This is a genomic window from Nocardia sp. NPDC004123 (genome assembly GCF_053603795.1).
Map to the genome: position 1 here is coordinate 131,179 of NZ_JBSGGG010000014.1, position 22,022 is coordinate 153,200.

22 protein-coding genes and 1 pseudogene are annotated in these 22,022 nt (G+C 69.2%); 15 read left to right on the forward strand and 8 right to left on the reverse strand.

All coding sequences use genetic code 11. The features are described from left to right. Window positions 1-47 precede the first annotated feature (47 nt). The 6 genes from ACWEQQ_RS21580 to ACWEQQ_RS21605 all read left to right on the forward strand — a co-directional run bounded on the left by ACWEQQ_RS21580 (window position 48) and on the right by ACWEQQ_RS21605 (window position 6,465). Window positions 48-779 (forward strand): lytic transglycosylase domain-containing protein, encoded by a 732-nt coding sequence (locus ACWEQQ_RS21580; protein WP_452349430.1) that lies wholly within the window; start codon window positions 48-50, stop codon window positions 777-779. 264 nt (window positions 780-1,043) lie between these two features. Next, a complete protein-coding gene (eno, locus tag ACWEQQ_RS21585; RefSeq protein WP_354833209.1) occupies window positions 1,044-2,330 on the forward strand; it encodes a phosphopyruvate hydratase in 1,287 nt (428 codons plus the stop codon). 339 nt (window positions 2,331-2,669) lie between these two features. Beyond that, window positions 2,670-3,092, forward strand: a complete 423-nt coding sequence (locus ACWEQQ_RS21590; RefSeq protein ID WP_452349431.1) for an FtsB family cell division protein — start codon at window positions 2,670-2,672, stop codon at window positions 3,090-3,092. Beyond that, window positions 3,089-3,637: a DUF501 domain-containing protein gene (locus ACWEQQ_RS21595; protein ID WP_452341494.1), complete on the forward strand. Its 549-nt coding sequence runs from the start codon at window positions 3,089-3,091 to the stop codon at window positions 3,635-3,637. The genes ACWEQQ_RS21590 and ACWEQQ_RS21595 overlap by 4 nt, the downstream gene beginning before the upstream one ends. A 222-nt stretch (window positions 3,638-3,859) precedes the next feature. Further along, window positions 3,860-4,864, forward strand: coding sequence for a Ppx/GppA phosphatase family protein (locus ACWEQQ_RS21600; protein WP_364625096.1), 1,005 nt, complete (start codon window positions 3,860-3,862; stop codon window positions 4,862-4,864). 134 nt (window positions 4,865-4,998) lie between these two features. Continuing rightward, the gene (locus ACWEQQ_RS21605) at window positions 4,999-6,465 is read left to right on the forward strand and encodes a peptide MFS transporter (RefSeq protein ID WP_452349432.1); all 1,467 of its coding nucleotides are present in this window, start codon (window positions 4,999-5,001) and stop codon (window positions 6,463-6,465) included. Window positions 6,466-6,474: 9 nt separating this feature from the next. On the opposite strand, the gene ACWEQQ_RS21610 is transcribed toward ACWEQQ_RS21605, so the two are convergent. Beyond that, window positions 6,475-6,786 carry a YciI family protein gene (locus ACWEQQ_RS21610; RefSeq protein WP_364625100.1) on the reverse strand — a complete coding sequence of 104 codons (312 nt, stop codon included), beginning with the start codon at window positions 6,784-6,786 and terminating at the stop codon, window positions 6,475-6,477. A 237-nt stretch (window positions 6,787-7,023) separates the two neighbouring features. Between ACWEQQ_RS21610 and ACWEQQ_RS21615 the strand changes: the two genes are divergently transcribed. Next, window positions 7,024-7,842, forward strand: a complete 819-nt coding sequence (locus ACWEQQ_RS21615; protein ID WP_452349433.1) for an alpha/beta fold hydrolase — start codon at window positions 7,024-7,026, stop codon at window positions 7,840-7,842. Window positions 7,843-7,859: 17 nt separating this feature from the next. Here ACWEQQ_RS21615 and ACWEQQ_RS21620 read toward each other — a convergent pair whose 3' ends face one another. Continuing rightward, window positions 7,860-10,643: a helix-turn-helix transcriptional regulator gene (locus ACWEQQ_RS21620; protein WP_452349434.1), complete on the reverse strand. Its 2,784-nt coding sequence runs from the start codon at window positions 10,641-10,643 to the stop codon at window positions 7,860-7,862. Between the two features lie 306 nt (window positions 10,644-10,949). Between ACWEQQ_RS21620 and ACWEQQ_RS21625 the strand changes: the two genes are divergently transcribed. The 3 genes from ACWEQQ_RS21625 (at window position 10,950) to ACWEQQ_RS21635 (ending at window position 13,965) form a co-directional block, all read left to right on the forward strand. Next, complete coding sequence (locus ACWEQQ_RS21625) at window positions 10,950-12,422, forward strand: MDR family MFS transporter (RefSeq protein ID WP_452349435.1); 1,473 nt, start codon at window positions 10,950-10,952, stop codon at window positions 12,420-12,422. A 149-nt stretch (window positions 12,423-12,571) separates the two neighbouring features. Next, window positions 12,572-12,988, forward strand: coding sequence for a nuclear transport factor 2 family protein (locus ACWEQQ_RS21630; RefSeq protein WP_452349436.1), 417 nt, complete (start codon window positions 12,572-12,574; stop codon window positions 12,986-12,988). A gap of 110 nt (window positions 12,989-13,098) precedes the next feature. Then, window positions 13,099-13,965: an NAD-dependent epimerase/dehydratase family protein gene (locus tag ACWEQQ_RS21635; protein WP_452349437.1), complete on the forward strand. Its 867-nt coding sequence runs from the start codon at window positions 13,099-13,101 to the stop codon at window positions 13,963-13,965. On the opposite strand, the pseudogene ACWEQQ_RS21640 reads toward ACWEQQ_RS21635, so the two are convergent. Together ACWEQQ_RS21640 and ACWEQQ_RS21645 are read right to left on the reverse strand one after the other, a co-directional pair. Then, a pseudogene (locus ACWEQQ_RS21640) lies at window positions 13,966-14,106 on the reverse strand (topoisomerase C-terminal repeat-containing protein); the annotation flags it as partial. 44 nt (window positions 14,107-14,150) lie between these two features. Continuing rightward, entirely contained in the window at window positions 14,151-14,519 is a 369-nt protein-coding gene (locus ACWEQQ_RS21645) for a nuclear transport factor 2 family protein (RefSeq protein WP_364625112.1), read from the reverse strand. A 370-nt stretch (window positions 14,520-14,889) separates the two neighbouring features. Here ACWEQQ_RS21645 and ACWEQQ_RS21650 point away from each other — a divergent pair, with 370 nt between their 5' ends. The 3 genes from ACWEQQ_RS21650 to ACWEQQ_RS21660 all read left to right on the forward strand — a co-directional run bounded on the left by ACWEQQ_RS21650 (window position 14,890) and on the right by ACWEQQ_RS21660 (window position 17,542). After that, complete coding sequence (locus ACWEQQ_RS21650) at window positions 14,890-16,011, forward strand: HoxN/HupN/NixA family nickel/cobalt transporter (RefSeq protein ID WP_452341500.1); 1,122 nt, start codon at window positions 14,890-14,892, stop codon at window positions 16,009-16,011. 169 nt (window positions 16,012-16,180) lie between these two features. Next, on the forward strand, window positions 16,181-16,768 hold the full coding sequence (locus ACWEQQ_RS21655) for a hypothetical protein (RefSeq protein WP_452341501.1): 588 nt from the start codon (window positions 16,181-16,183) through the stop codon (window positions 16,766-16,768). Window positions 16,769-16,903: 135 nt separating this feature from the next. Beyond that, complete coding sequence (locus ACWEQQ_RS21660; RefSeq protein ID WP_452349438.1) at window positions 16,904-17,542, forward strand: sigma-70 family RNA polymerase sigma factor; 639 nt, start codon at window positions 16,904-16,906, stop codon at window positions 17,540-17,542. On the opposite strand, the gene ACWEQQ_RS21665 is transcribed toward ACWEQQ_RS21660, so the two are convergent. Next, on the reverse strand, window positions 17,526-17,765 hold the full coding sequence (locus ACWEQQ_RS21665) for a zf-HC2 domain-containing protein (protein ID WP_452349439.1): 240 nt from the start codon (window positions 17,763-17,765) through the stop codon (window positions 17,526-17,528). The genes ACWEQQ_RS21660 and ACWEQQ_RS21665 overlap by 17 nt on opposite strands. 111 nt (window positions 17,766-17,876) lie before the next feature. Here ACWEQQ_RS21665 and ACWEQQ_RS21670 point away from each other — a divergent pair, with 111 nt between their 5' ends. Then, window positions 17,877-19,082, forward strand: coding sequence for an MFS transporter (locus ACWEQQ_RS21670; protein WP_452349440.1), 1,206 nt, complete (start codon window positions 17,877-17,879; stop codon window positions 19,080-19,082). 41 nt (window positions 19,083-19,123) lie between these two features. Beyond that, window positions 19,124-19,501 (forward strand): hypothetical protein, encoded by a 378-nt coding sequence (locus ACWEQQ_RS21675; protein WP_452349441.1) that lies wholly within the window; start codon window positions 19,124-19,126, stop codon window positions 19,499-19,501. Between the two features lie 39 nt (window positions 19,502-19,540). Here the strand turns inward: ACWEQQ_RS21675 and ACWEQQ_RS21680 are convergent, their stop codons facing one another. Genes ACWEQQ_RS21680 through ACWEQQ_RS21690 form a run of 3 tightly spaced genes read right to left on the reverse strand, consistent with a single transcriptional unit; the run spans window position 19,541 to window position 21,809 of the window. Beyond that, window positions 19,541-20,332, reverse strand: coding sequence for a hypothetical protein (locus ACWEQQ_RS21680; protein WP_452341505.1), 792 nt, complete (start codon window positions 20,330-20,332; stop codon window positions 19,541-19,543). Next, complete coding sequence (locus ACWEQQ_RS21685) at window positions 20,275-21,153, reverse strand: metal ABC transporter permease (RefSeq protein ID WP_452349442.1); 879 nt, start codon at window positions 21,151-21,153, stop codon at window positions 20,275-20,277. The genes ACWEQQ_RS21680 and ACWEQQ_RS21685 overlap by 58 nt, the downstream gene beginning before the upstream one ends. Then, window positions 21,150-21,809 (reverse strand): metal ABC transporter ATP-binding protein, encoded by a 660-nt coding sequence (locus ACWEQQ_RS21690; RefSeq protein WP_452349443.1) that lies wholly within the window; start codon window positions 21,807-21,809, stop codon window positions 21,150-21,152. The genes ACWEQQ_RS21685 and ACWEQQ_RS21690 overlap by 4 nt, the downstream gene beginning before the upstream one ends. Window positions 21,810-22,022 lie beyond the last annotated feature (213 nt).

A 22,022-nucleotide genomic window follows, 5' to 3' on the forward strand; every position in this document is an offset into this window, starting at 1 on the left:
CGCCTCCACGCCGATCCATCTGGATGATGAATGGGGTGCGTATCCGAATGGCCGGCCTCCGGGCCCCGCTGACCCGCGCCGGCCTGCTGGGCACGGCCGCCGCGCTGGTATTGCTGACCGGTTGCGGGACAAGCAATCTCACGCCCGTCCCGAACGACATGCCACCGGGCGCGGGCGCACCGCTGCCGCCGATCGACCTGGATGCGCCGGGGCGCACCGCGATTCAGCTGCGGGACTGGGCGGAGGAACAGCACGGGCCGACCGGCATTCCGGTGCTGGCCCTGGAGGCCTACGGATACGCGGCCGCGGTGATGGCACGGTCCAAGCCGGAGTGCGGGATCGGCTGGACCACGCTGGCGGGCATCGCGAGCGTGGAGAGCCAGCACGGCACGCACGGCGGTTCGCACATCGCCGATGACGGGACGGTGTCGCCGCCCATTCGCGGGCTGCCACTGGATGGTTCGCCCGGGCGCGCGCGGATTCTGGACGTGAGCTCCACCGAGGCGAATCCGGTGTACGTCCGGGCGATGGGTCCGTTCCAGTTCATTCCGGAGACCTGGCAGCGCTGGGGTGTGGACGCCAACGGCGACGGCAAGATCGATCCGGACAATATCGACGATGCGGCCCTCACCGCCGCGCGCTACCTCTGCGCCATGGGCGGCGACCTCACCGGCGCACCCGGCTGGCAGCAGGCGCTGCTCACCTACAACCAATCCACCAGTTATATGAACACCGTCCGCTACCGCGCCGCCGCCTACAGCGTGGGCCGCAGTGTCTGATTTGCCCTCCGCTCCGCTCCGGCCAGGTTCGCGGCGCTGGAGTCTCGTTCTTCCCTCCTCCACTACAAGCGCGGGGACTCGGAGCGCAGTCCAGAACGAGACGCGCCGCGAACCTGGTGTGTGGTCGTAGTAGTCGGGGAGTGTGTATATCTTGCGGGCGCGCCGACGGGGGGATGCGGCGGCGCGATCCCGGCACAGTAGGCTCGTCAGCGCACGGGTTCGCCGTGCGACCTGCCGAGTCAGCAGCCGAAGGAGTGTCGTTTCGTGGCCATCATCGAACAGGTCGGAGCTCGCGAGATCCTGGATTCGCGTGGCAACCCCACTGTCGAGGTCGAGATCGCTCTCGACGACGGCACCCTCACCCGTGCGGCCGTGCCCTCCGGCGCGTCCACCGGTGAGCACGAGGCCGTCGAGCTGCGTGACGGTGGCGACCGCTACCAGGGCAAGGGCGTGCAGAAGGCCGTCGAGGGCGTCCTCGACGAGATCGCCCCGGCCGTGATCGGTCTCGACGCCGTCGAGCAGCGCACCGTCGACCAGACCCTGCTGGATCTGGACGGCACCCCGGACAAGTCGCGTCTGGGCGCCAACGCCCTGCTGGGTGTTTCGCTCGCGGTGGCCCGCGCGGCCGCCGAGTCCTCGGGCCTGGAGCTGTTCCGCTACGTCGGCGGCCCGAACGCCCACGTCCTGCCGGTGCCGATGATGAACATCCTCAACGGTGGCGCGCACGCCGACTCCGGCGTCGACGTCCAGGAGTTCATGATCGCCCCGATCGGCGCGGCCACCTTCAAGGAGTCGCTGCGCTGGGGCGCGGAGGTCTACCACACGCTGAAGTCGGTGCTCAAGTCCCAGGGCCTGTCCACCGGTCTGGGCGACGAGGGCGGTTTCGCGCCGTCGGTCGCGAATACCCGTGCCGCCCTGGACCTGATCGCCTCGGCGATCGAGAAGGCCGGTTTCAAGCTGGGCAGCGAGATCGCGCTCGCGCTCGACGTGGCCGCCACCGAGTTCTACACCACCGGTGAGGGTTACAAGTTCGAGGGCAAGCTGCACACCGCCGCCGAGATGGCCCAGTTCTACGCCGGCCTGCTCGGCAACTACCCGATCGTCTCGATCGAGGACCCGCTGTCCGAGGACGACTGGGACGGCTGGGTCTCCCTGACCGACCAGATCGGCGACAAGGTGCAGCTCGTCGGCGACGACCTGTTCGTCACCAACCCGGACCGCCTGGAGGAGGGCATCGCCAAGGGCGCGGCCAACGCACTCCTGGTGAAGGTCAACCAGATCGGCACCCTGACCGAGACCCTGGACGCGGTCGAGCTGGCCCACCGCAACGGCTACAAGACCATGATGAGCCACCGGTCCGGTGAGACCGAGGACACCACCATCGCCGACCTGGCGGTGGCGGTCGGCTCCGGCCAGATCAAGACCGGCGCCCCGGCCCGCTCGGAGCGTGTCGCCAAGTACAACCAGCTGCTGCGTATCGAGGACGCCCTGGGCGACTCGGCGCGCTACGCCGGTGACGCCGCCTTCCCGCGATTCGCGTTCGAAGGCTGAATAATCGGTAGCTCGAGCCCCGACCCGGACCCCGAGAGTTGGGACTACTACTGAATTTCGAGGTGTGAGATGACGGAGCGACGGGCGCGCGGAACTAGTCCGGCAGGACGAAGTGACCGGCGCCCGTCGCGCTCCGCTCGCGCCAAGAGCGGCTCGGCCGGGAAGCGGAACGAATCCGCCGCCGTCCCGAAATCCGGTGCCGCCGCGAAATCTTCGAGCTCGAGCAGTAGCCGCACGACCTCCGGGAAGCCGGCTCCCAAGCGTCGCACCGCCCCCAGGGCGGCCGCGAAATCCGAACGGCACGAACGCAAGATCCTCGGCCTGTCCACCGGTCGCGCTGTGCTGCTGGCCGCCGTGCTGGCGGGGCTCGCGCTCACCCTGGCGGTGCCGCTACGCACCTACTTCACGCAGCGCTCGGACGCCGCCGAGCTGGCCGCTCAGCATCGTCAGCTGGAGGAGGAGGTCGTGAGCCTGCGCGATCGCCGTGCGCAGCAACAGGATCCGAACTACATCAAGGCCGAGGCCCGGGACCGCCTGCGCCTGGTGATGCCGGGGGACACGCCCTACATCGTGCAGATCCCCGAGATCGAGCAGCCGGCCATCCCGACCCAGCCCGCCAAACCCCGGGAGCCCGACCCCTGGTACACGCAGCTGTGGCACAGCGTTTCCTCGCCGCAGCCCGTCGCCGCCCCGGCTCCCACCCCGCCACCCGCACCGGCGCCCCCGCCGCCCGCCCCCACCGAGGAAGGACAACCCAGGTGACCGCAGCCGAGAACGTCCCCGGCGAGCGCGATCTCGCGATCGTCGCCGAGCAATTGGGCCGGGCTCCGCGCGGCGTGCTCGCCATCGCCTACCGCACCCCGGACGGCCTGCCCGCGGTGGTCAAGACCGCGCCCAAGCTCCCGGACGGCACCCCCTTCCCGACCCTGTACTACCTGACGGACCCGCGCCTGACCGCCGAGGCGAGCCGTCTGGAGACCACCGGGCTGATGCGCGACATGTCCGAACGCCTCACCCGCGACCCGGAACTCGCCGCCGCCTACCGCGCCGCGTACGACAGCTACCTGTCCGAGCGCAATGCCATCGAGGACCTCGGCACCGACTTCGCGGGCGGCGGCATGCCCGACCGGGTCAAATGCCTGCACGTCCTCATCGCCCACTCCCTGGCCAAGGGCCCGGGCCTCAACCCGCTCGGTGACGAGGCCGTCGCCCTGGCCGCCGACCACGGCCTGCGCGGCACCGCCATTCCGGCCGACTGGCCGAAATACGAGGAGTACCGCACCGATTCGGAGACCGCCGGCGAATGAGCCGGCCGCGCCCGGATGAACAACTGGCTTGCACCGGTCCGGCGGGCGCGCACCGATGCGGAGCAGGGCGCGAGCTCAGCCGCTCTCGTGAGGTTCGATCGACCGCACCGGGCAGCGGGATGGGTAGGCTGCCGAGGGCGTGGAGTCGGCCGCGCCGCCGCGCGGACCGGGTGGCCCGCTCGGCGAGATGTGTTCAGAACCAGTCGAATTCAGAGGTCAGGGATGAGCAACGCAGAGTTCGCGCGGAGTGCGGCCCCCGGTGCGGAAGCACACGAGCGGATCGCGGGCGTCGACTGTGGAACCAACTCGATCCGGCTCTTGATCGCCGATGTCGCGCGCGACGCCGACGGTAAGCCGCATCTGACCGACGTGCATCGGGAGATGCGGATCGTGAGACTGGGCCAGGGCGTGGACGCCACGGGTGCGCTGAATCCCGAAGCGATCGAACGCACCCGGGTGGCGCTGGGCGACTATGTCGACCTCATGCTGAAGCACGGTGTGACGCGGGTGCGGATGGTGGCCACCTCCGCCACGCGCGATGCCGCCAATCGCGAGGACTTCTTCACCATGACCGGCGTCGAGCTGGGCCGCGTGGTGCCGGGGGCCCAGGCCGAGGTCATCAGCGGCGACGAGGAGGCGCGGCTGTCCTTCGCCGGCGCCGTCGGCGAACTGTCCAGCGCCGCAGGGCCTTTCGTGGTGGTGGATCTCGGCGGCGGGTCGACCGAGGTGGTGCTGGGCGACGCGTCCGGCGTGCACGCGGCGTACTCGGCCGATATCGGTTGCGTGCGCATCACCGAGCGCTGCCTGCACGGCAATCCGCCCACCCGCGAGGAGGTCGCCTCGGCGCGCTTCTTCGCCTCGGAGCGGCTGGCGCAGGCGTTCGGCGTGGTGCCGGTGGAGCGGGCGCACACCTGGGTGGGCGTGGCCGGGACCATGACCACGATCGCCGCGGTGTCGCTCGATCTGCCCGAATACGATTCGGAGCGTGTGCATCTCACCCGCCTGCCGCTGGCCGACCTGCGCAAGGTGTGCGATCGGCTGATCGGCATGAACCACGACGAGCGGGCCGCGCTAGGGCCCATGCATCCGGGTCGGGTGGATGTGATCGGTGGTGGCGCGGTAATAGCCGAAGTGCTTGCCGATGAGCTGGCGCGGCGTGCCGGGATCCGCGAGCTGATTGTCAGCGAACACGACATTCTAGATGGCATCGCACTGTCCATTGCCTGATCAGATCACTTATCAAGCGGCTGCAGGGCATTTGCCCCTCGGCTCCGCGCACCATGAACATTCCCTTGGCGATTGTGACGCAGGTTAACATCTGAGGTTGCTGTCGGATTGCCTTTTATGGGAGGGTCGCCGGTATGTCAGGAGTAGCTCACGACGCGAAACCGGCCACTGAACGGACCCTGTTCGGCCACCCCATCGGTATCGCGAATCTGTTCGGCGTCGAATTGTGGGAACGGTTCTCGTTCTACGGAATGCTCACGATTCTCGGCTACTACCTGTACTACACGGCCACCGACGGTGGTCTCGGCATGGCCAAGTCCACCGCCACCGGCATCGTCGGCGCCTACGGCGGTCTGGTCTATCTGTCGACCGTGCTCGGCGCGTGGATCGCGGACCGGCTGCTCGGCTCGGAGCGCACCGTCTTCTACGGCGGCGTCGTCGTCATGGCCGGCCACATCGCGCTGGCCATCCTGCCCGGCCTGACCGGTGTCGGCGTCGGTCTGGTGCTGGTCGCGCTGGGATCGGGTGGCCTGAAGGCGAATGCCTCCTCGCTGCTGGGCACCCTCTACGAGAAGGACGATCCGCGCGCGGACGGCGGCTTCACCCTGTTCTATCTGGGTATCAACCTGGGCGCCTTCGCCGGTCCGCTGATCACCGGCCTGCTGCAGGATCACATCGGCTTCCACTACGGCTTCGGCGCGGCCGCCATCGGTATGGCGATCGGCCTCACCCAGTACGTCATCTTGCGCAAGAACCTGGGCGAGCACGGCCGCGACGTGCCGAACCCGTTGCCGCGCACCGCCATTCCCAAGGTTGTCACGGCCTTCGCCGCGATCCTCGTGGTGGTCGCCTTCGCCTGGGCCACCAAGCTGGTGACCCTGTCCAATCTGCCCGACGCCACCACCGTCGTGATCGTCGTGGCCTCGATCGCCTACTTCGCCATCATGCTCACCAGTGAGAAGGTGACCCCGATCGAGCGCACGCGGGTGCGCGCCTACATGCCGCTGTTCATCGCGAACGCGGTGTTCTGGTCGCTGTTCCAGCAGATCTTCACCGTGCTGGCGGTGTACTCCGACGAGCGCATGAACTGGTCCATCTTCGGCTGGACCGCGCCGTCGAGCTGGATCGGTTCCATGGAGCCGGTGTGGATCATCGCGCTGTCGCCGCTGTTCGCGATCATGTGGACCCGCCTGGGCATGCGCTCCCCGAGCACTCCGCGCAAGTTCTCGCTGGGCGTGATCGGGATGGGCGCGGCCTTCCTGCTGTTCACCCTGTTCGCGGGCGGCCACGGCAAGTCGGTGTCGTTCGTGATCGTGTTCTTCATCCTGGGCGCGTTCGCGGTCTCGGAGCTCATGCTCTCGCCGATCGGTCTCTCGGTCACGACGAAGCTGGCCCCCAACGCTTTTCGCGCTCAGATGATGGCCCTGTACTTCTTCTCGGTCGGCATCGGCACCTCGATGTCGGGCGTGCTGTCCAAGTTCTACGACCCGTCCCACGAACTGGTGTACTTCGGCATCACCGGCCTGGTGGCCATGGTCGTCGGCGCGATCGTCTGGGCCGTCGCGCCCTGGATCAGCCGCCACATGGAGGGCGTGCACTAACTCCCGTCGTCACATGCCCGGCATGGCCAGGAATTCGTAGATGTCGATGGTGCCGCCCCATTCGGTGTGCGGATGGCCCTTCAGCACCTCCTGAAGGGCTTCGCTGGAGTCGGCCTGCAGGATGGAGAAGCCGCCGATCCCGCCGTCGGCATTGAGGGATCCGGGTCCCAGCGGCGACCCGAGATCGACGATCGCCGACCCCGCCCGACCCGCCCAGTCCATCCAGGCCTTCATGCCCGCCGCCTGGGCTTCGGGGGTGGTCTGGGCCATCCGCTCGCGAGCGGACTGATCCGACTTGTAGATCACCAGGAATTTGGTCATCGGTGACTCCTGACTGTATCCCGGTCGAATCCGGCTGACCGGGCCTTTTCCGACTGGTTTGCCAATCGTATGCCGATGCTCCGGGCGATGGTGGGAATGGGTGGACGAACGCATCCGTCGACGCGTGCCGGGATACCGGTCGCGAATACTTAAGTACGACAGATTCCCGGTCACGCGGATCTTCATACCGTGGTGTTCATCAAGTTCGAACCAGCGATCCGAGCCAAAGGGAGTCCCATGTTCTTCACCACCCCCACCGACGGCACCACGCTCGCCTACGAGGACTACGGCACCGGACCGGCCATCGTGTTCGTCGCCGGGGCCATGCTCGCTTCCGATATGTGGGAGTACCAGATTCCCTTCTTCGCGGACCTCGGCTACCGCTGCATCGCCCTGGACCGCCGTGGCCACGGTCGCTCCGACCGGCCGCGCGGCGGCTACGACCTCGACACCACCGTCGACGACCTGGCGGCCCTGCTCGACCACCTGGACCTGACCGAGGCCACCCTGGTCGGGCATTCCACCGGCGGTGTGGAGATCGCCCGCTACCTGGCCCGGCACGGCGAATCCCGGGTGGCGCGAGTGGCTTTCGTCAGCTCGATGCTGCCGTTCCTGAAGCTCACCGACGACAACCCGGGCGGGGCTCCGGTGGCGGTGCTCGAGGACATGCTGCGCCGTATCCGCACCGACCGGCCGAAGTGGCTGGCCCGGCAGTCGCAGCTGTACTTCGCCGAGCAGTTCGGCACCGAGGTGTCGCCCGAGCAGTCGGACCTCACCTACCGGCAGTGCCTGTCGACCGCACCGTGGGCGACGCTGAAGATCCAGGAGGCGGTCTTCCACGCCGACAGCCGGGAAGCGGTGCGCGGCATCACCGTTCCGGCGCTGATCGTGCACGGCGACGCCGACTTCTCGGCGCCGATCGACATCACCGGCCGCCGCACCGCCGAGCTGCTGCCCGGTGCCACCTACCGCGAGTACCAGGCCGCCGGGCACGGGCTCTATGTCACGCATGCCGAGCAGCTCGACAACGACCTGCTCGAGTTCATCAAGGCATGACCCGGCAGGCACGATGATCAATGAAGTTGTGCGGCAATATCCTTCAGCTCGCCCCGCGAGGTGACGCCGAGCTTCGGGTACGCCTTGTAGAGGTGGTAGCCGACGGTGCGGTGGCTCAGGAACAGCTGCGCGGCGATGTCGCGGTTGGACAGGCCCTGCGCGGCGAGGCGGACGATCTGCAATTCCTGCGGGGTCAGGCCGGTCGCGGTGCTGCGCGACGGACCCGGATCGGAATCCGGTGCGCCGGCCGCGGTGAGCTCGTGGCGGGCGCGCCTGGCCCACGGGTTCAGCTCCAGCCGTTCGAAGACCTCGAGGGCCTCGTGCAATCGGGTGCGCGCGTCGGCCTTGCGGCGGGCGCGGCGCAGCCATTCGCCGTAAAGCAGAGCGGTACGGGCGAATTCGATGGGACGGGCCTCGCGGTCGTGCAGCTCGAGCGCCTTCGCGTACAGGTCTTCGGCATTCTCGTCGTCCAGCAGCGCGCGGCAGCGCAGCACCAGGGCATCGGCCCAGCCCTGTCCCACCGACTCCGCCCAGCCGGCGAAGTTCGCGAAAGGCGCCGCGGCGCGCTCCGGGGCTCCGATCCGCACGGCGGCCTCGACCAGATCCGGCACCGCCCGGGTGGCGCAAATATGATGATCGAACGGCGATTTCGTCAATCGCTCGAAGCGCGACAGCGCCGATTCCGCTCGCCCGGCCCCGAGGTCGAGCAGTCCCAGCGACCAGTGCGCCCACGGTGCGCCCGGCGCGATCGCTCCCGGCGTATCCCCGGCTAGGCCGAGCTCGGCCTGCGCCCGGCACTCGTCCTCATCGCCGCGCAGTGCGTCCAGATGCGCCAGCACACTGCTGAGTTGACGCACCCACTGCTGCTGACCGGTGTCGCGGGCGAGGTCGCGGGCCTCGACCGTCGCCGTGCGCGCATCGCGCAGGCGGCCGGTGAAGATATCGGCCTCGCCGGCGAAGAAGAGGACGGTCGGCAGTCGCCCGGCGGCACCGGCGGCGCGATGCTTGCCCTCCAGGGACATGGCCAGGTCGAAGGCGGGCCCGTCCTGGCCGCGCGCGAGCGCGATGCCGCAGAGGATCGACAGGACCTGGTCGGAAACCTCTCCCCGGGAACGGATTTCGCCGAGAATGTCCGTCAATGCCAAAGGCCGGCCCGGGCCACGCTCGAACAGCCGGCCGAGGAACTGCACCACCGGGGTCACCGGCAGCGCATCCGGCAATCGCAGGTCCGCAAGGTGTTCGAGGACCTCCCGCAAATCGGCCTCGCCGAGATACCACCCGGTGTGCATGGCCTGCACCAGCATGTCCGCCGCCTGTGCGGGTCCGGTGGCCGCGATGCTCGTCGCCGCGTCGATCAGCAGCCGGTGCGCATCCGGAAACCTGCCCTGCCAGAAGAGGGCCAGCGCCCGCACCTGGGAAAGACTGGCGCGCAACGATTCCGAGCTCACCTCGTGAGCCGTGCGCCGGGCCAGCTCGGCCGCCCGCTCCAGATCACCCGACTCCAGCGCCGCCTGGGCGGCCAGCGTCTGACGTCGCGTCCGATCCTCCGGCCGATCACTGAGCCGGGCCGCCCGATCGTAGGCGGCGGCCGCCGCCTTGTGGCCGCCGCGTTCGCGCGCGCGAACAGCACTGCGCTCCAAGGCATCCGCCACCTCGGCATCGGGACCGAGGGCCGCCGCCGCGCGATGCCAGGCCCGCCGATCCGCCTGCTCGGGCGCGTCCAGCGCCTCGGCCAGGGCCCGGTGCACCGCCAATCGCTGTCCCAGCGGGGCACGTTGGTACACCGCCGCGCGAATCAGCGGGTGGCGGAACGTGATCGACAGGTCAGCGCCGGTCCCGCGCTGCAACAATCCGGCAGCCTCGGCGGGCGCGAGATCATCGATGCCCGCTCCCAGGCTCGCCGCCGCACGCAGCACGACGGCGGGCTCCGTGGATTCATCGGTGGCCAGCACGGTCAGCAGGGTCTGGGTCCGCTCCGGCAGCCGACTGATCCGGCCGTGGAAGGCCAGCCGCAGCCGATCGGTCAGGGGCAGCGCGCCCGCGGCGAGGTCCGGCGTCGATTCGGCGGCCATCGCCAGCGGCAGCTCGCGCAGGGCCAGCGGATTGCCGCGCGCCTCGGCCAGCAGCCGGTAGCGCACGGCCGGGGTGAGCGCATGCTCATCCAGCAGGGCGGCCGCCGCCTCGTGGGACAGACCGGTCAATCGCCGCTCTGGCAGCCCGGCGGCCTCGAACGATCCCTCGCCCTCGCGGACGCCGAACAGCATGGCCACACCCTCGGCCTGTAGCCGCCGGGCCGCGAACAGCAGCGCGTCCTGCGAGGCCCGGTCCAGCCACTGCGCGTCGTCGACCACGACCAACAGCCCGGCGCCGTCGGCATAATCGGTGAGCAGCGACAACACCGCCAGACCGGTGAGCATGGGCTCGCGCCCGCCGGGACCGAGGCCGAGTGCGCCCGCCAGCGCCGCCCGCTGTGGTTCCGGCAGGCCGGGCAGCCGGTTCAGGGCGGGGCGCAGCAGCAATTGCAGTCCGGCGAACGGCAATTCGGCCTCGACCTCGACGCCGGTGCCTCGCAGCACCCGTACGGCGTCCGCCCGCGCGGCGGCGTATCCGAGCAGCGCCGTCTTGCCGATCCCGGGTTCACCGCGCAGCACCAGCGCCGCGCTGCGCCCGTCGCGCGCACCCTCGATCAGGGTGTCGAGCGCCTGCTGTTCGCGCTCGCGTCCACGCAGCTGCGGAATGTGTTCGGCCACGGTCGTTCTCACACCCTCCCGCCCCGCGAGCGCGCCATCGCGACGGGGCATCCTCCTCCATCATGGCGGGTTCCGGATCCGGGACCGATCCGAGCTCCTGTCCCCCCAAACGTGACCTGCCTCACTCAACGATTTTGCCGAGTTCGATAAGTGCTGGTAGCAGCACACTTTCAGCATGCTATGGGGCTGCGGTTCACCCGATAATCGGATGAATTCTGTCGGACCCCGCCGGAATACTGACCGGAGACCGATGAGTTGAGTGATCTGTCCCCGTCTGCATGGATATGGCCCCCCGGACGGCACTGTCGCCGATTCCGCGTCACCCCCTCGAATACGAACACCCCCGGAGGTTTTCCGATGCCCGATCTATCCGCTAGCTCGACCAAGCAGCGGACGCCAACGGTCATCCGGTTGCTGGTGCTCGCGACCTTCACGGTGATCTTGAACGAGACCATCATGATCAATGCGATTCCGCGGCTCATGACGGATCTTCACGTGACCGAGCGGTCCGCGCAGTGGGTGTCCACGGCGTTCATGCTCACCATGGCGGCGGTCATTCCGGTGACCGGCTGGTTCCTGCAGCGTGTCAGTACCCGGCGCGCGTATTCCCTCGCGATGGGTGTCTTCCTCCTCGGCACCGCGGTGGCCGCGATCGCGCCGTCGTTCGCGGTGCTGCTGATCGGCCGGGTCGTCCAGGCCGGCGGCACCGCGGTCATGATGCCGCTGCTCATGACCACCCTGATGACGGTCGTCCCCGAGCACGACCGCGGCCGCGTGATGGGCAATGTCACCCTGGCCATCTCGGTCGCCCCGGCCATGGGCCCGGTCATCTCCGGCCTGGTGCTCCAGATCGGCTCGTGGCGCTGGCTGTTCGCGCTGGTGCTGCCCATCGCCGGGGTGGTGACCTGGTTCGGGCTGCGCAAGCTGGAGAACGTCGGTGAGCCGCAAGCGGGTTCGATCGACTGGTTCAGCGTGGCGTTCGCGGCCCTCGGCTTCGGCGGGCTGGTGTACGGCCTGAGCAAGTTCGGCGCGGGCAGCGCGCTCACTCCGGCGCTGATCGTCGCCGGCGGTGTGGCCCTGGTCGCCATCTTCGTCTTCCGGCAGGTGTACCTGCAGCGCAACGGCAGCCCGCTGATGGATCTGCGAATCCTGTTGTCCGGCACCTACGCCAAGGCACTGGTCCTGATGGCCGTGGCCTTCCTGGCCATGATGGGCTCGATGATCCTGCTGCCGCTGTACCTGCAGAACCTGCGCGGCCTGAGCCCGCTGCAGACCGGTCTGCTGGTCATGCCCGGTGGTCTGGCCATGGGTCTGCTCGGTCCGACCGTGGGCCGGCTGTTCGACCGGTTCGGCGGCCGCGTCCTGGTGGTTCCGGGCGCGATCGGCATCACCGCCGCCCTCGTCGGCTTCACGCAGCTCTCGCTGACCATGCCGTATCCCGCGCTGGTGGCGCTGCACATCCTGCTGATGGTGTCGCTGGCCGCCGCCTTCACGCCGGTGTTCACGCTGGGCCTGGGCGCGCTGCCGATGCACCTGTACTCGCACGGCAGTTCCATGCTGGGCACGCTGCAGCAGGTGGCCGCCGCCTTCGGTACCGCGCTGGTGGTGACGGTCATGACGTCGCGGGCCACCCATCTGACCGATGGTGGCGCCAACCCGCTCGACGCCCACCTGTCCGGCATGCGGCTGGCCTTCGCGGTCTCCGCGGCGCTGGCGCTGATCGTCATCGTGATGGCGGTGCTGCTGCCCAACCGCGCCGAATCGCCGGAGCCGGTCGAGGATTCGCCCGAGGCCCTGGACGCCTCCGGCGTCGCACTGGTCAAGGACTGACTCTCCGAGCGTGAAAGCGCCCGTGGCCGAACGCCACGGGCGCTTTCCCGTATCGGCGGTCCGGCACTCTGCATCGATAAGCGTTCTTTATCGCTGAGTGTGTGAGCTGCCCCTTGGTCGGGCTCGGGATTTCCAGTGAACTGAATGGCATGAGCAGCACAGACGAGACCCGGACGGTGATCGAGAACTACATTCGCGCCCTGCAGGGCGGCGAGGCGGTCGAGCGGCGCAGCGAGTTCTTCGCGCCCGATGCCACCTGGACGCTGGCCGGGGACCTGCCGACCTCGGGCACCTGGGTCGGACCGGATCAGATCTTCCACGGCTTCCTGCCCGCCATGCTGGCGCGCTTCGACACCACCAAACCCATGAGCCAGCAGGTGCGTGGCGTGATCGCCGATGCGGACCGAGCCGTGGCAGAGTGGACCACCCGCGCGACCACCGTGACGGGCGCGGAGTATGTCAACGATGTCGTCATCGCCTTCCGCGTCGCCGATGGCCGAATCGCGGAGGCCCGGGAATATTTCGACACCGCGTACGCGAATCGCGTGCTGTTCGCCGGTAATTGACGTGCTGTTCGCTGGTAATCGAGAACGTACCCACTGACAGCGGAATACCAGTGCGGCCGACGAGGCTGTCGTGAAGACGGCCGGCGTGGCCGAGATGGAGGAGAAGATTCATGCGAGTACTGATCATCGGGGCCGGCGGCTACCTGGGTTCCGCAGTCGCCGAGCGCTTTACCGGACTGGGCCACGAGGTGGTGGCACTGGTACGGCCGGGTAAGGACGGCGAGGCCGGATTCGAGACGCGCACCGGCGATCTCGCCGATCCGGCATCCCTCACCGCCGCCGTCACCCCCGATATCGACGCCGTGGTCAACCTCGCCACCCCCAGTGGAAACGCGGACGTGGACGCCGCCGCCATCGCCGCCCTCACCGACCCGCTGCGCGGCACCGGCAAGCCATTCGTCTACACCAGCGGCGTCTGGGTTCTCGGCGCGACCGATGGCGCCGACGAATCCGCGGCCACCAACGCCATTCCCATCGTCGGCTACCGCCCGGTCATCGAACGTCAGGTTCTCGCCCTGGCCGATGCGGGCGTCCGCGCCGCGGTCATCCGCCCCGGCATCGTGCACGGCCGCAATGGCGGAATCCCCGCTCTCCTGGTCGATCTCGCCCGCAAGCACAACGCCCCGGTCGTCGTCGCCGACTCCGCTGTCGTATGGCCCACCGTCCATGTGGACGACCTGGCCGACCTCTTCGTGAAGGTCGTCGAATCGGCTTCGGCGGGCACCATCTGGCACGCCGTCACCGAGCCCGCCGTCTCGGTGCTCGACCTCGCCACCGCTGCGGCCCAGGCCGCCGGTGTCTCCGGCGATCCGGTGATCTGGCCCCTCGCCGAAGCCGAAGCCGCCCTCGGCGCTCCCTTCGCCGAAGCCTTGGCCCTCAGCCAATCCGTCACCGGTCACGCCGCCCGCGCCGACCTCGGCTGGAACCCCCAGGGCCCCAGCGCAACAGCCGACCTGAGCGCCGGTTCCTACCGCTGATCAACGTCGACCGGGTGGCCGCCCGCATCGAGCGGCCACCCGGCCTCGCTGGAGTTCCGGCAGCCCGCGTGCCCGGCGGTCCGCCAGCAGCTCCGAAGCCCGAGCGTCGGTGATGGATTCGACCTCGTCGCCCTTGCGCAGGCATCGCCGACCGTCGCGCCGCCGAACTGCGTGCGGCGCGACGATCAAGCCCCGGCGGGAACCTTGTCGAGGAAGCCGTAGACGCGTTCGATGCGCCCGTCCTCGGCGAGGGCGGCGACATCGAAGCCGACGACCAGGGGCTCCGCGCCCGGGGTGCCGAGGTGCCAGGTGAAGCGGGCGATGTGGTGGTTCGCGTCGACCGGAGCACCGAGGCTGAACTCCAGTCCGGCGAACTGGGCCTGGACCGCGGCGATGGTGGCGTCGAGTCCGGCGTGCCCGCGGACCGAGCACAGCGGGTCGGTGTATTCGGCGTCGTCGGTGAACAACTCGGCGACCAGGGCCGCGCGGGCCGAGGCGTCAGTGGTGTTCCAGGCGGTGAGGTAGCGCTGGACGAGTTCGTTGATGTCGCTCATGTCGGTTCTCCTTGCTGGTGCGAACTTGATGAGCACAACGTTATGAAGAATGCCGGACCTGGGAATCTGTCGTACTTAAGTACTCATGACCGGTCTCCCCGCGCCACGGTTCCCCGGTCGTCCGGAGACGGTCCATCACGAATCCGATGTCGTTCGGGCGCGGTATCGTCCGGGCCCGCTGCCCGGCGGGGTCGCTGGCACTGCTCTGTATAGTCGGGCGAACATTTTGTGACGATGGTGGGAACCCGGTGGGAATCCGGGACGGTCGCGCCACTGTGTCCGGGCCGCTACGGCGGTACGGGAGTCAGACCTCACATCGCCACAGCCCTACGTGCGGGGACGCGGGTTCCCCGAGAAGGTCTCTGCGCGCATGTCTGTCGATTCTGCTTCGAATTCCGCTGTCCCCGCGCGCCGTCGGTTGCGGCATGTCCTGCACGACTGGTCGCGGCGGGACTGGATCGAGGCGGGGGTGCTGCTCGGGGTGGTCGCGGCGATCCATCTGGTGGCGTTCGGGCTGCTGTTCGGGGCGGTGGCGCCGCACAGCTATCAGCTCGGGTCGCAGGTGTTCGGGGTCGGATTGGGTTTCACCGCCTACGCGTTCGGCCTGCGGCACGCGTTCGACGCGGACCACATCGCGGCGATCGACAATACGACCCGGAAGCTGATGGCCGATGGGCAGCGGCCCAAGTCGGTGGGGTTCTGGTTCGCCATGGGGCACGCGACGATCGTGTTCGTGCTGGCGGCGCTGGTGGTGGCCGGGGCGCGGGTGGTCGGCGAGCTGGTCGACGACGATTCGCCGACCCGCAAGACCCTGGGTGTCGTCTCGACGGTGGCGTCCGGATCGTTCCTCTATCTGATCGGGCTGCTCAATGTGGTTGCGCTGATCGGGATCTGGCGGGTGTTCCAGCGCAGCCGGCACGGCGAGTTCGATGCCGAGGAGCTGGAGGCCGCCCTGCAGGCCCGCGGTGCACTGGCCCGGCTGCTGGGCCCGGTCATGCGGGCGGTGCGCCGGCCGGCGCAGGTGTATCCGGTGGGCGTGCTGTTCGGGCTGGGCTTCGACACCGCCACCGAGGTCGCGCTGCTGGCCCTCGCCGGTTCCGGGGCTGCGGCCGGGCTGCCCTGGTACGCGATCGTGGTGCTGCCGCTGCTGTTCGCCGCGGGCATGAGCCTGATGGACACCCTCGACGGACTGTTCATGAACGTGGCCTACGACTGGGCCTTCTCCGAACCGATCCGCAAGATCTACTACAACCTGACCATCACCGCGCTGTCGATCGCGGTGGCGCTGGTCGTCGGCTCCATCGAACTGATCACCGTCCTGCACGACGACGCCGACTTCGTCAACCCGATCACCGACTGGATCGCCGGAATCAACCTGAACAATGTCGGATTCGGCATTGTCGGACTGTTCGTGCTGGCCTGGATCATCGCCGTCGCCTACTGGCGCTGGGCCAAGGTCGAGCAGCGCTGGACCTCGGCCCCGTCGGAATGAATCCGGCCTGTCGGCCGAAGTGCGCGCACCGCCGGCGGTGAACCCGGGCGGGACCTGCACCGTCGTATCGACGTGTGCCCGATCCCGCCACTGCATTCATGGGATGACATGAGGTCGAGAAGCCCTCTGGCACAGGCGTTCGCGTGGTGATGCGACGATGGAGCTCGCCATGACCGACCCACTCGTGACCCCGGTGTCGCGTGCCGTGCGGGCGGCGATTTTCGCCGTGATCGCCGTCGCGGTGTCGGCCGCTGGGCACGGTCACGTGGTCGGGCACGGGCTGTCGTTCTCGGCGCTGGTAGTGGCGTGCGGCGGGACCGCCGCAGTGGCATGGGCTTTCGCCGATCGGCAGTGGGGTGTGCTGCCCATCGTCGGTGGTCTGGCCGGCATGCAGTTGGTGCTGCATCTGTGGTTCGGGCTCGCGCCGATGTCGGGCGGCCACATGAACCATGTTGCTGGGATGAGCGGCGCCGTGAGCGCCGGGTCCAGTACTCCTGCGATGATCTCGGCGCACTGCCTGGCCGCGATGTTCTGCGGCCTCTGGCTGTGGCGCGGTGAACGGGCTTTGTTCGCATTGCTGCGCGCGCTGTATGCGCGTTTTTTCGTGCCGCTGCTGCTCGTCTATCTCCATCCGAGTGTGCCCGCCGGTCTCCCGGCCGGGCGGGTGGCGGAGCACCGGGTTCCGAAGCCGTCGGAAACCCTGCTGCGGCATGTGCTGGCTCGACGCGGCCCGCCCGCGTGTGCATTCCAGGTCTGAACAGTTCACTGCCGGTGGCGAATTCGCCCACCGGTGACTGATCGACCGCCCCCTTCGCGGTGCGCCGCTGATCGTGCGGCGACCGATTCCGATCGACGTCTCATTGCTGTGGCGTCTGCAATCGAAGGCTTGGCAATGCACCTAATCCCTTCCGCGCCAGCGTCTGCGCGCGGCCTCGTCCGGGCGAACCCGGCCCCGAACAGTCCCGCGGTCTCGGCGGATGATCAGCTGACCGCGCTCGCGCTGGCCGCCGGTCGTGGCGACCGGGGCGCCCTCGAAGAATTCATTCGCGGGACCCACCGCGACATCTGGCGATTCACGGCGCATCTGACCGATGTGCAATCCGCCGACGACCTCACACAGGAGACCTACCTCCGCGCGTTGCGCAGCCTGCCCGGTTTCGCCGGCAGGTCCTCGGCGCGAACCTGGTTGCTGTCCATCGCCCGGCGCACCGTCGTGGACCGGATCCGGAGCGCCGCGGTGCGCCCGAAGAAGGCCTCCGGCGACTGGCAGACCGTGATCGATGAACGCTGCGAGCGTGACAGTTCCGACTTCCCCGAAATGCTCGCCATCGCCGACCTTCTGCGCGGCCTGCCCGACGACCGCCGGGAGGCGTTCGTGCTCACCCAGATGCTCGGGCTGTCCTATGCGGAGGCGGCCCAGGCCGTCGGCTGTCCGGTCGGGACCGTCCGGTCGCGGGTGGCCCGTGCCCGGGAATCCCTCGTCCTCGCATGGCAGGAGCCCGACCGGCCCATCGTCACGAGACCGAGCTGAGCGGCGAGTTCGGCGGCAGTTGTCGCAGGATGTCGGCCGTGAGGTCGGGTACCGAGGGTCTGGGAATCGCTGTCAGCGTCCGCTGCAGCGATTCCGCGCGCAGGTACCAGGAACGGCAGTCGGCGCAGGCGTCCAGGTGCCGATCGGCCGATTCGGCCGCGATGGGCTCCTGTTCGCCGTCGATTCGCGCGGACAGCGCTTCGCGGATCGTTTCGCACCTCATGGCTCAATGGTCGCGCAGGCCCGGCGGGAAGTTCCCGGCGGGCCGGACGGCGACGCGGGTCCCGGGCGAATCCGCGGGAACCGGGGCCGCCGTTCGTTCGACTTGTCGGGTGTGAGTGTGCGCGCGGAAACCCCGGCGGTCACGGCTGTCCGCAGCTCGGTGCTGACGGCGCTGCTGACCACGGCGATGGCCCTGTCCATGCTGCCGCTGTTCCTGCTGGGCGCGCTGGGTCCCCGGCTGGAAGGCGAATTCGGCATTGCCACAGGGCAACTGGGATTACTGGTGGCTGCCGGGTTCGGGGTGGCGGCGGTACTGTCGCCGGTGGTCGGTCCGATGGTGGCGGCGCTGGGAGCCCGGCGCTGCCTGATCGGAATGTTCGCGCTGTCCGCGCTGGCCCTCGCCCTGTTCGCGGCGGCACCGGGCTACGAGGGGCTGGTGGCGGCGATCGCGGTGTCCGGGCTGGGACAGGCCCTGGCCAACCCGGCGACGAATCAATTGATCGCAACCCGTGTTCCGGCCGCCGTGCGCGGTGCCGTGGCGGGATGGAAGCAGTCGGGCGTGCAGTTCGGCGCGTTTCTCGCGGGACTGCCCCTGGCGGCGATCGCGGGCGCGGTGAACTGGCGCGCGGCCGTGGCCACGGCGGCGGCGATCGCGGCGCTCGCGGTGGCGGCGGCGCTCACGGTGGTGAAAGATCCGCAGCCGCCGCGTCTTCCACCACTGGTGGTGGCACGCCCGCACGGCGACGCGGGCTGGATGTGCGGCTACTCGGTACTGCTCGGGACCGGAATCTCGGCGATCAACACCTATATCGCGCTGTACGCCGCCAAGCAGCTGGGGCTGTCCGCGGGCGCGGCGAGCGCCCTCGTCGCCGTGCTCGGCGTCGCCGGAATCGCCGGGCGAGTGGGCTGGACCCGATGGTCGTCCCGATTGCCGACCCCGGCGATCCTGCTGGGGCCCTTGGCCCTCGGCGCGGCGGTCGCGGCGCTGGGAATTCTCGCCGGGACCTGGTGGAGCGGGTGGGTGTGGCTGGGCGCGCTCGGCATCGGCTGCTGTGCGGTCTCGGCGAATGCGGTCTCGATGATGACCGTCATCGCGACGGCCGCGCCCGAGCACGTGGGCCGCGACTCGGCGGTGGTGTCGACGGGGTTCTTCGCCGGATTCGTCATCGGGCCACCGGTTTTCGGTGCGCTCGTGGACGCCTCGGACGGCCGCTACGGACCCGCGTGGACCCTGGTGTCGGGGGCGTTCCTGGTGGCCGCAGCGGTGGCATGGTGGTGGCGTGCGCGGACCGCGCGACGAGCGAAGCCTGATGCCTGATGACCTCGGAGACGGGTCGAAGGGGCCGGACACTCCCGGGCATGCGCGCAGCCGCTGCGCTGGAGCCGATCCTCGACAGGATCGCGGTCACCGAAGCGGCTGTGCGAGAGCGATTTCCGCTGTACGCCGAGCCGGACGCGGGGGAGTGGACGACGACCCGCCGCGGCTCCTGGGCGGCGGGGTTCTGGGTCGGGCAACTGTGGCTGCGGGCGCGACTGACGCGGGATACGCGGCACCGGGACGTCGAGGTACTTGTCGGCGAGCATTTTTCGACCGGTGAGTCGCCGGGGCGACTGTTGAACGGCTGCTACGACCTGTCGCGCGGTCTGGCAACCCGCCACGAATTGATCTGGGGCGACTTCTTTCTCATGCTGGCGTTGGCGATCCTGTCCGGCGAGGTCGATCCAGCCGAACTGTGATCGCCCCGCCGGACACGCCGCCCAGCCCGGCCCGGCCGCTCAGCCGTGCATCGCCGCGGTGAGCTTGGCGGCGGCGTCCCGGTACACCGAGAGCAGATCCTGGTCCTGCGTGGGGTAATTGGTGAGATCGATCTGCTTGGCGGACGAGCCGGGCAGCACCTGGCCGGTGCTCATCTGCTCATTGCCCAGCACGTACTGCGGATTCTTGGCGGAGAGGTCCGCGACCTGCCCCGGGGTGATGGGCGCCGGACCATAGGTGCCGAGCACCTGCGCGCCGGACAGCTGGGCGGCGAAGCCCATGAACGCCTGCTGCACCACCTTCGGCGGCTGCCCGCCCGGCCAGGCGGTCTTGACGTCGGTGGCGAGCTTGCCGTACTCGGTCTCGAAATCGACGATCCATTTGTCGGCGGTGGTGCGGGTGCCGAACAGGTCGCCCAGGCGGCGCACCTCGGATTCCATGGTGTCCTTGGCATTGTCGAGATTGACCTCGACCAGCTTGGCCTTGGATCCGGCCGCGTCCTTGATCTTGCCCGCGAAGCCTTCGAACTGCGCGTACAGCACGAAGTCGGCCTTGGCGACCGTGGCCAGATCCGAGGGCTTGGGATCGTAATCGGGGGCGTGCTTGATGGCGGCGGGCACGATGACCGTCACGTCGGAGGCCCCGGCGGCCTTGGCGAACGCCGCCTCCCACGAACTCGCGGCCACCACATGCGGGCCGTTGTGGTCATGGTCGCTGCTCGAGGAACAGCCGGTGGCAACGGCCGCACCGGTGATCAGTGCAACGGCACCGATCGCGATGCGCGCGAGCCGGTTTCGTCGGATGAGGGCCATCCTCGTCTTCTCCAATCGGGTATCACATGAACGACGAGGGCGACCGCCCCCGCCAAGAGCACCAGGACCGGACCGGGCGGCAGGTCCAGTGCCACCGCGAGCGTGAAGCCCGCGATATTCACCACCACGCCCACCACGACCGCCGTGATCGCCATGGTGGTCAGCGAATTCGCGAGCCGGCGCGCTGCCAGGGCGGGCAGCAGGGTCAGCGCGTCCACCAGCAGCGCGCCGGTGAGCCGGATGCCGGCGGCCACCGCGATCGCGACCAGCACGAGCAGGATCAGGGTCAGCCGATCCACCCGCACGCCCGAGCAGGCAGCCAGCTCCCGGTCGTGCAGCAACAGTCCGATCTGGCGGCGGCGGAGCACGAACAGCAGCGGCACCACCGCGGCGAGCACACCCAGCAGCACCACATCGGCGGTGCGGGTGGCCAGGATGGATCCCCAGAGCAGTTCGAACGCGCCATTGGCGTTGACGCCCGAGATCGACAGCACCAGCAGCGCGCCCGCAATGGACAGGCTCATCAAAAGGCCCATGGCCCCGGACAATCCGGTGCGGCTGCGGGCCAGCGGCGTCAGCGCCGCCCCCGATCCGCCGCAGGCCACCAGGGCGCAGAGCATGGGGTCCAGCCCGGTCAGCATGCTGACCGCGATGCCGAGCAGCGCCACGTGCATCATGGCGAACCGCACCGGCATGATGTCCAGCCCGATGATGACCACGCCCACGATCGGCAGTCCGACCGCGCCCAGCACCAGCGCGAACAAACCGCGCTGCACCGGAGCCAGCTGCCACACGTCCATGAAATTCGCCGCACTGTTCACACGATCTCCTCATGCCGGGCGGGGATTTCGCGCAAGCGGCCGTCGGCCATCTCGAGCACGCGATCACAACGGTCGGCCAGCGCGCGATCATGGGTGACCACCAGCACCGTCACGGGCAGCGCCACCAGCAATTCGACCGCTTCGGCTTGGCCGGCGAAATCGAGTGCGGCCGTGGGCTCGTCGGCCAGGAGTAGCCGTGCGCCCGCGGCGACGCAGCCGACCGCCCGGGCCAGATACATGCGCTGCAACTGACCGCCCGACAGCGTGTCCAGCGGCCGATCCGCGAAGTCCGCCACGCCGAGCCGCTCACCGGCCTCCAGCGCCGCGCCGAGATCGCCACTGCTGACCAGCAATTCGCGCGCCAGCAGCGGAAACCGGCCGGACGCCTGCCGCTGCGGAATCCACGCGGCGACCTTGCGCCGGCGGTCCCAATCCCGTGCCGACCGCGCCCGATCCCCGTCCACGGCAATGACACCCGACGAAACCGGGTGCAGCCCCAGCAGCGCGCGCAGCAGTGTCGTCTTCCCGGACCCGTTGGTACCGGTGAGCGCTACCCGCTCACCGGGCTCGACCACCAGATCGACCTCTCGCACGACCGGCCGCCGGTCGTGCGCACAGCACACCCCGGTCAGCTCCACCCTCGATCCCGCTCGCACCCTCAGCTCCCACTCGTCGTCGATCCACAAGTCGTGCCGCGAATCGATTCGGTTCCCGGGATTTCGAGGTCGCCGTCCGCCGCTGCCCGCCTCTCGCGGACGAACCGGGCCAGGGCCGACGTGGCTCGATCCGCGATCCACCCTCGGCCCGGCGCAACGGGTTGTGATTGTCCCCGCCTGAATCAGCTGGGACAGCAGCGACTTCGTTGCGAT

Excerpts from the sequence above, each read along its gene's own strand:
- ACWEQQ_RS21605 (WP_452349432.1), top strand. The coding sequence starts at position 4,999 with ATGTCAGGAGTAGCTCACGACGCGAAACCGGCCACTGAACGGACCCTG.
- ACWEQQ_RS21680 (WP_452341505.1), bottom strand. The coding sequence starts at position 20,332 with ATGGCCCTCATCCGACGAAACCGGCTCGCGCGCATCGCGATCGGTGCC.
- ACWEQQ_RS21625 (WP_452349435.1), top strand. The coding sequence starts at position 10,950 with ATGCCCGATCTATCCGCTAGCTCGACCAAGCAGCGGACGCCAACGGTC.
- ACWEQQ_RS21665 (WP_452349439.1), bottom strand. The coding sequence starts at position 17,765 with ATGAGGTGCGAAACGATCCGCGAAGCGCTGTCCGCGCGAATCGACGGC.
- ACWEQQ_RS21630 (WP_452349436.1), top strand. The coding sequence starts at position 12,572 with ATGAGCAGCACAGACGAGACCCGGACGGTGATCGAGAACTACATTCGC.
- ACWEQQ_RS21610 (WP_364625100.1), bottom strand. The coding sequence starts at position 6,786 with ATGACCAAATTCCTGGTGATCTACAAGTCGGATCAGTCCGCTCGCGAG.
- ACWEQQ_RS21650 (WP_452341500.1), top strand. The coding sequence starts at position 14,890 with ATGTCTGTCGATTCTGCTTCGAATTCCGCTGTCCCCGCGCGCCGTCGG.
- ACWEQQ_RS21645 (WP_364625112.1), bottom strand. The coding sequence starts at position 14,519 with ATGAGCGACATCAACGAACTCGTCCAGCGCTACCTCACCGCCTGGAAC.
- ACWEQQ_RS21620 (WP_452349434.1), bottom strand. The coding sequence starts at position 10,643 with ATGCCCCGTCGCGATGGCGCGCTCGCGGGGCGGGAGGGTGTGAGAACG.
- ACWEQQ_RS21660 (WP_452349438.1), top strand. The coding sequence starts at position 16,904 with ATGCACCTAATCCCTTCCGCGCCAGCGTCTGCGCGCGGCCTCGTCCGG.
- ACWEQQ_RS21600 (WP_364625096.1), top strand. The coding sequence starts at position 3,860 with ATGAGCAACGCAGAGTTCGCGCGGAGTGCGGCCCCCGGTGCGGAAGCA.
- ACWEQQ_RS21635 (WP_452349437.1), top strand. The coding sequence starts at position 13,099 with ATGCGAGTACTGATCATCGGGGCCGGCGGCTACCTGGGTTCCGCAGTC.
- ACWEQQ_RS21615 (WP_452349433.1), top strand. The coding sequence starts at position 7,024 with ATGTTCTTCACCACCCCCACCGACGGCACCACGCTCGCCTACGAGGAC.
- ACWEQQ_RS21655 (WP_452341501.1), top strand. The coding sequence starts at position 16,181 with ATGACCGACCCACTCGTGACCCCGGTGTCGCGTGCCGTGCGGGCGGCG.
- ACWEQQ_RS21675 (WP_452349441.1), top strand. The coding sequence starts at position 19,124 with ATGCGCGCAGCCGCTGCGCTGGAGCCGATCCTCGACAGGATCGCGGTC.
- ACWEQQ_RS21580 (WP_452349430.1), top strand. The coding sequence starts at position 48 with ATGGCCGGCCTCCGGGCCCCGCTGACCCGCGCCGGCCTGCTGGGCACG.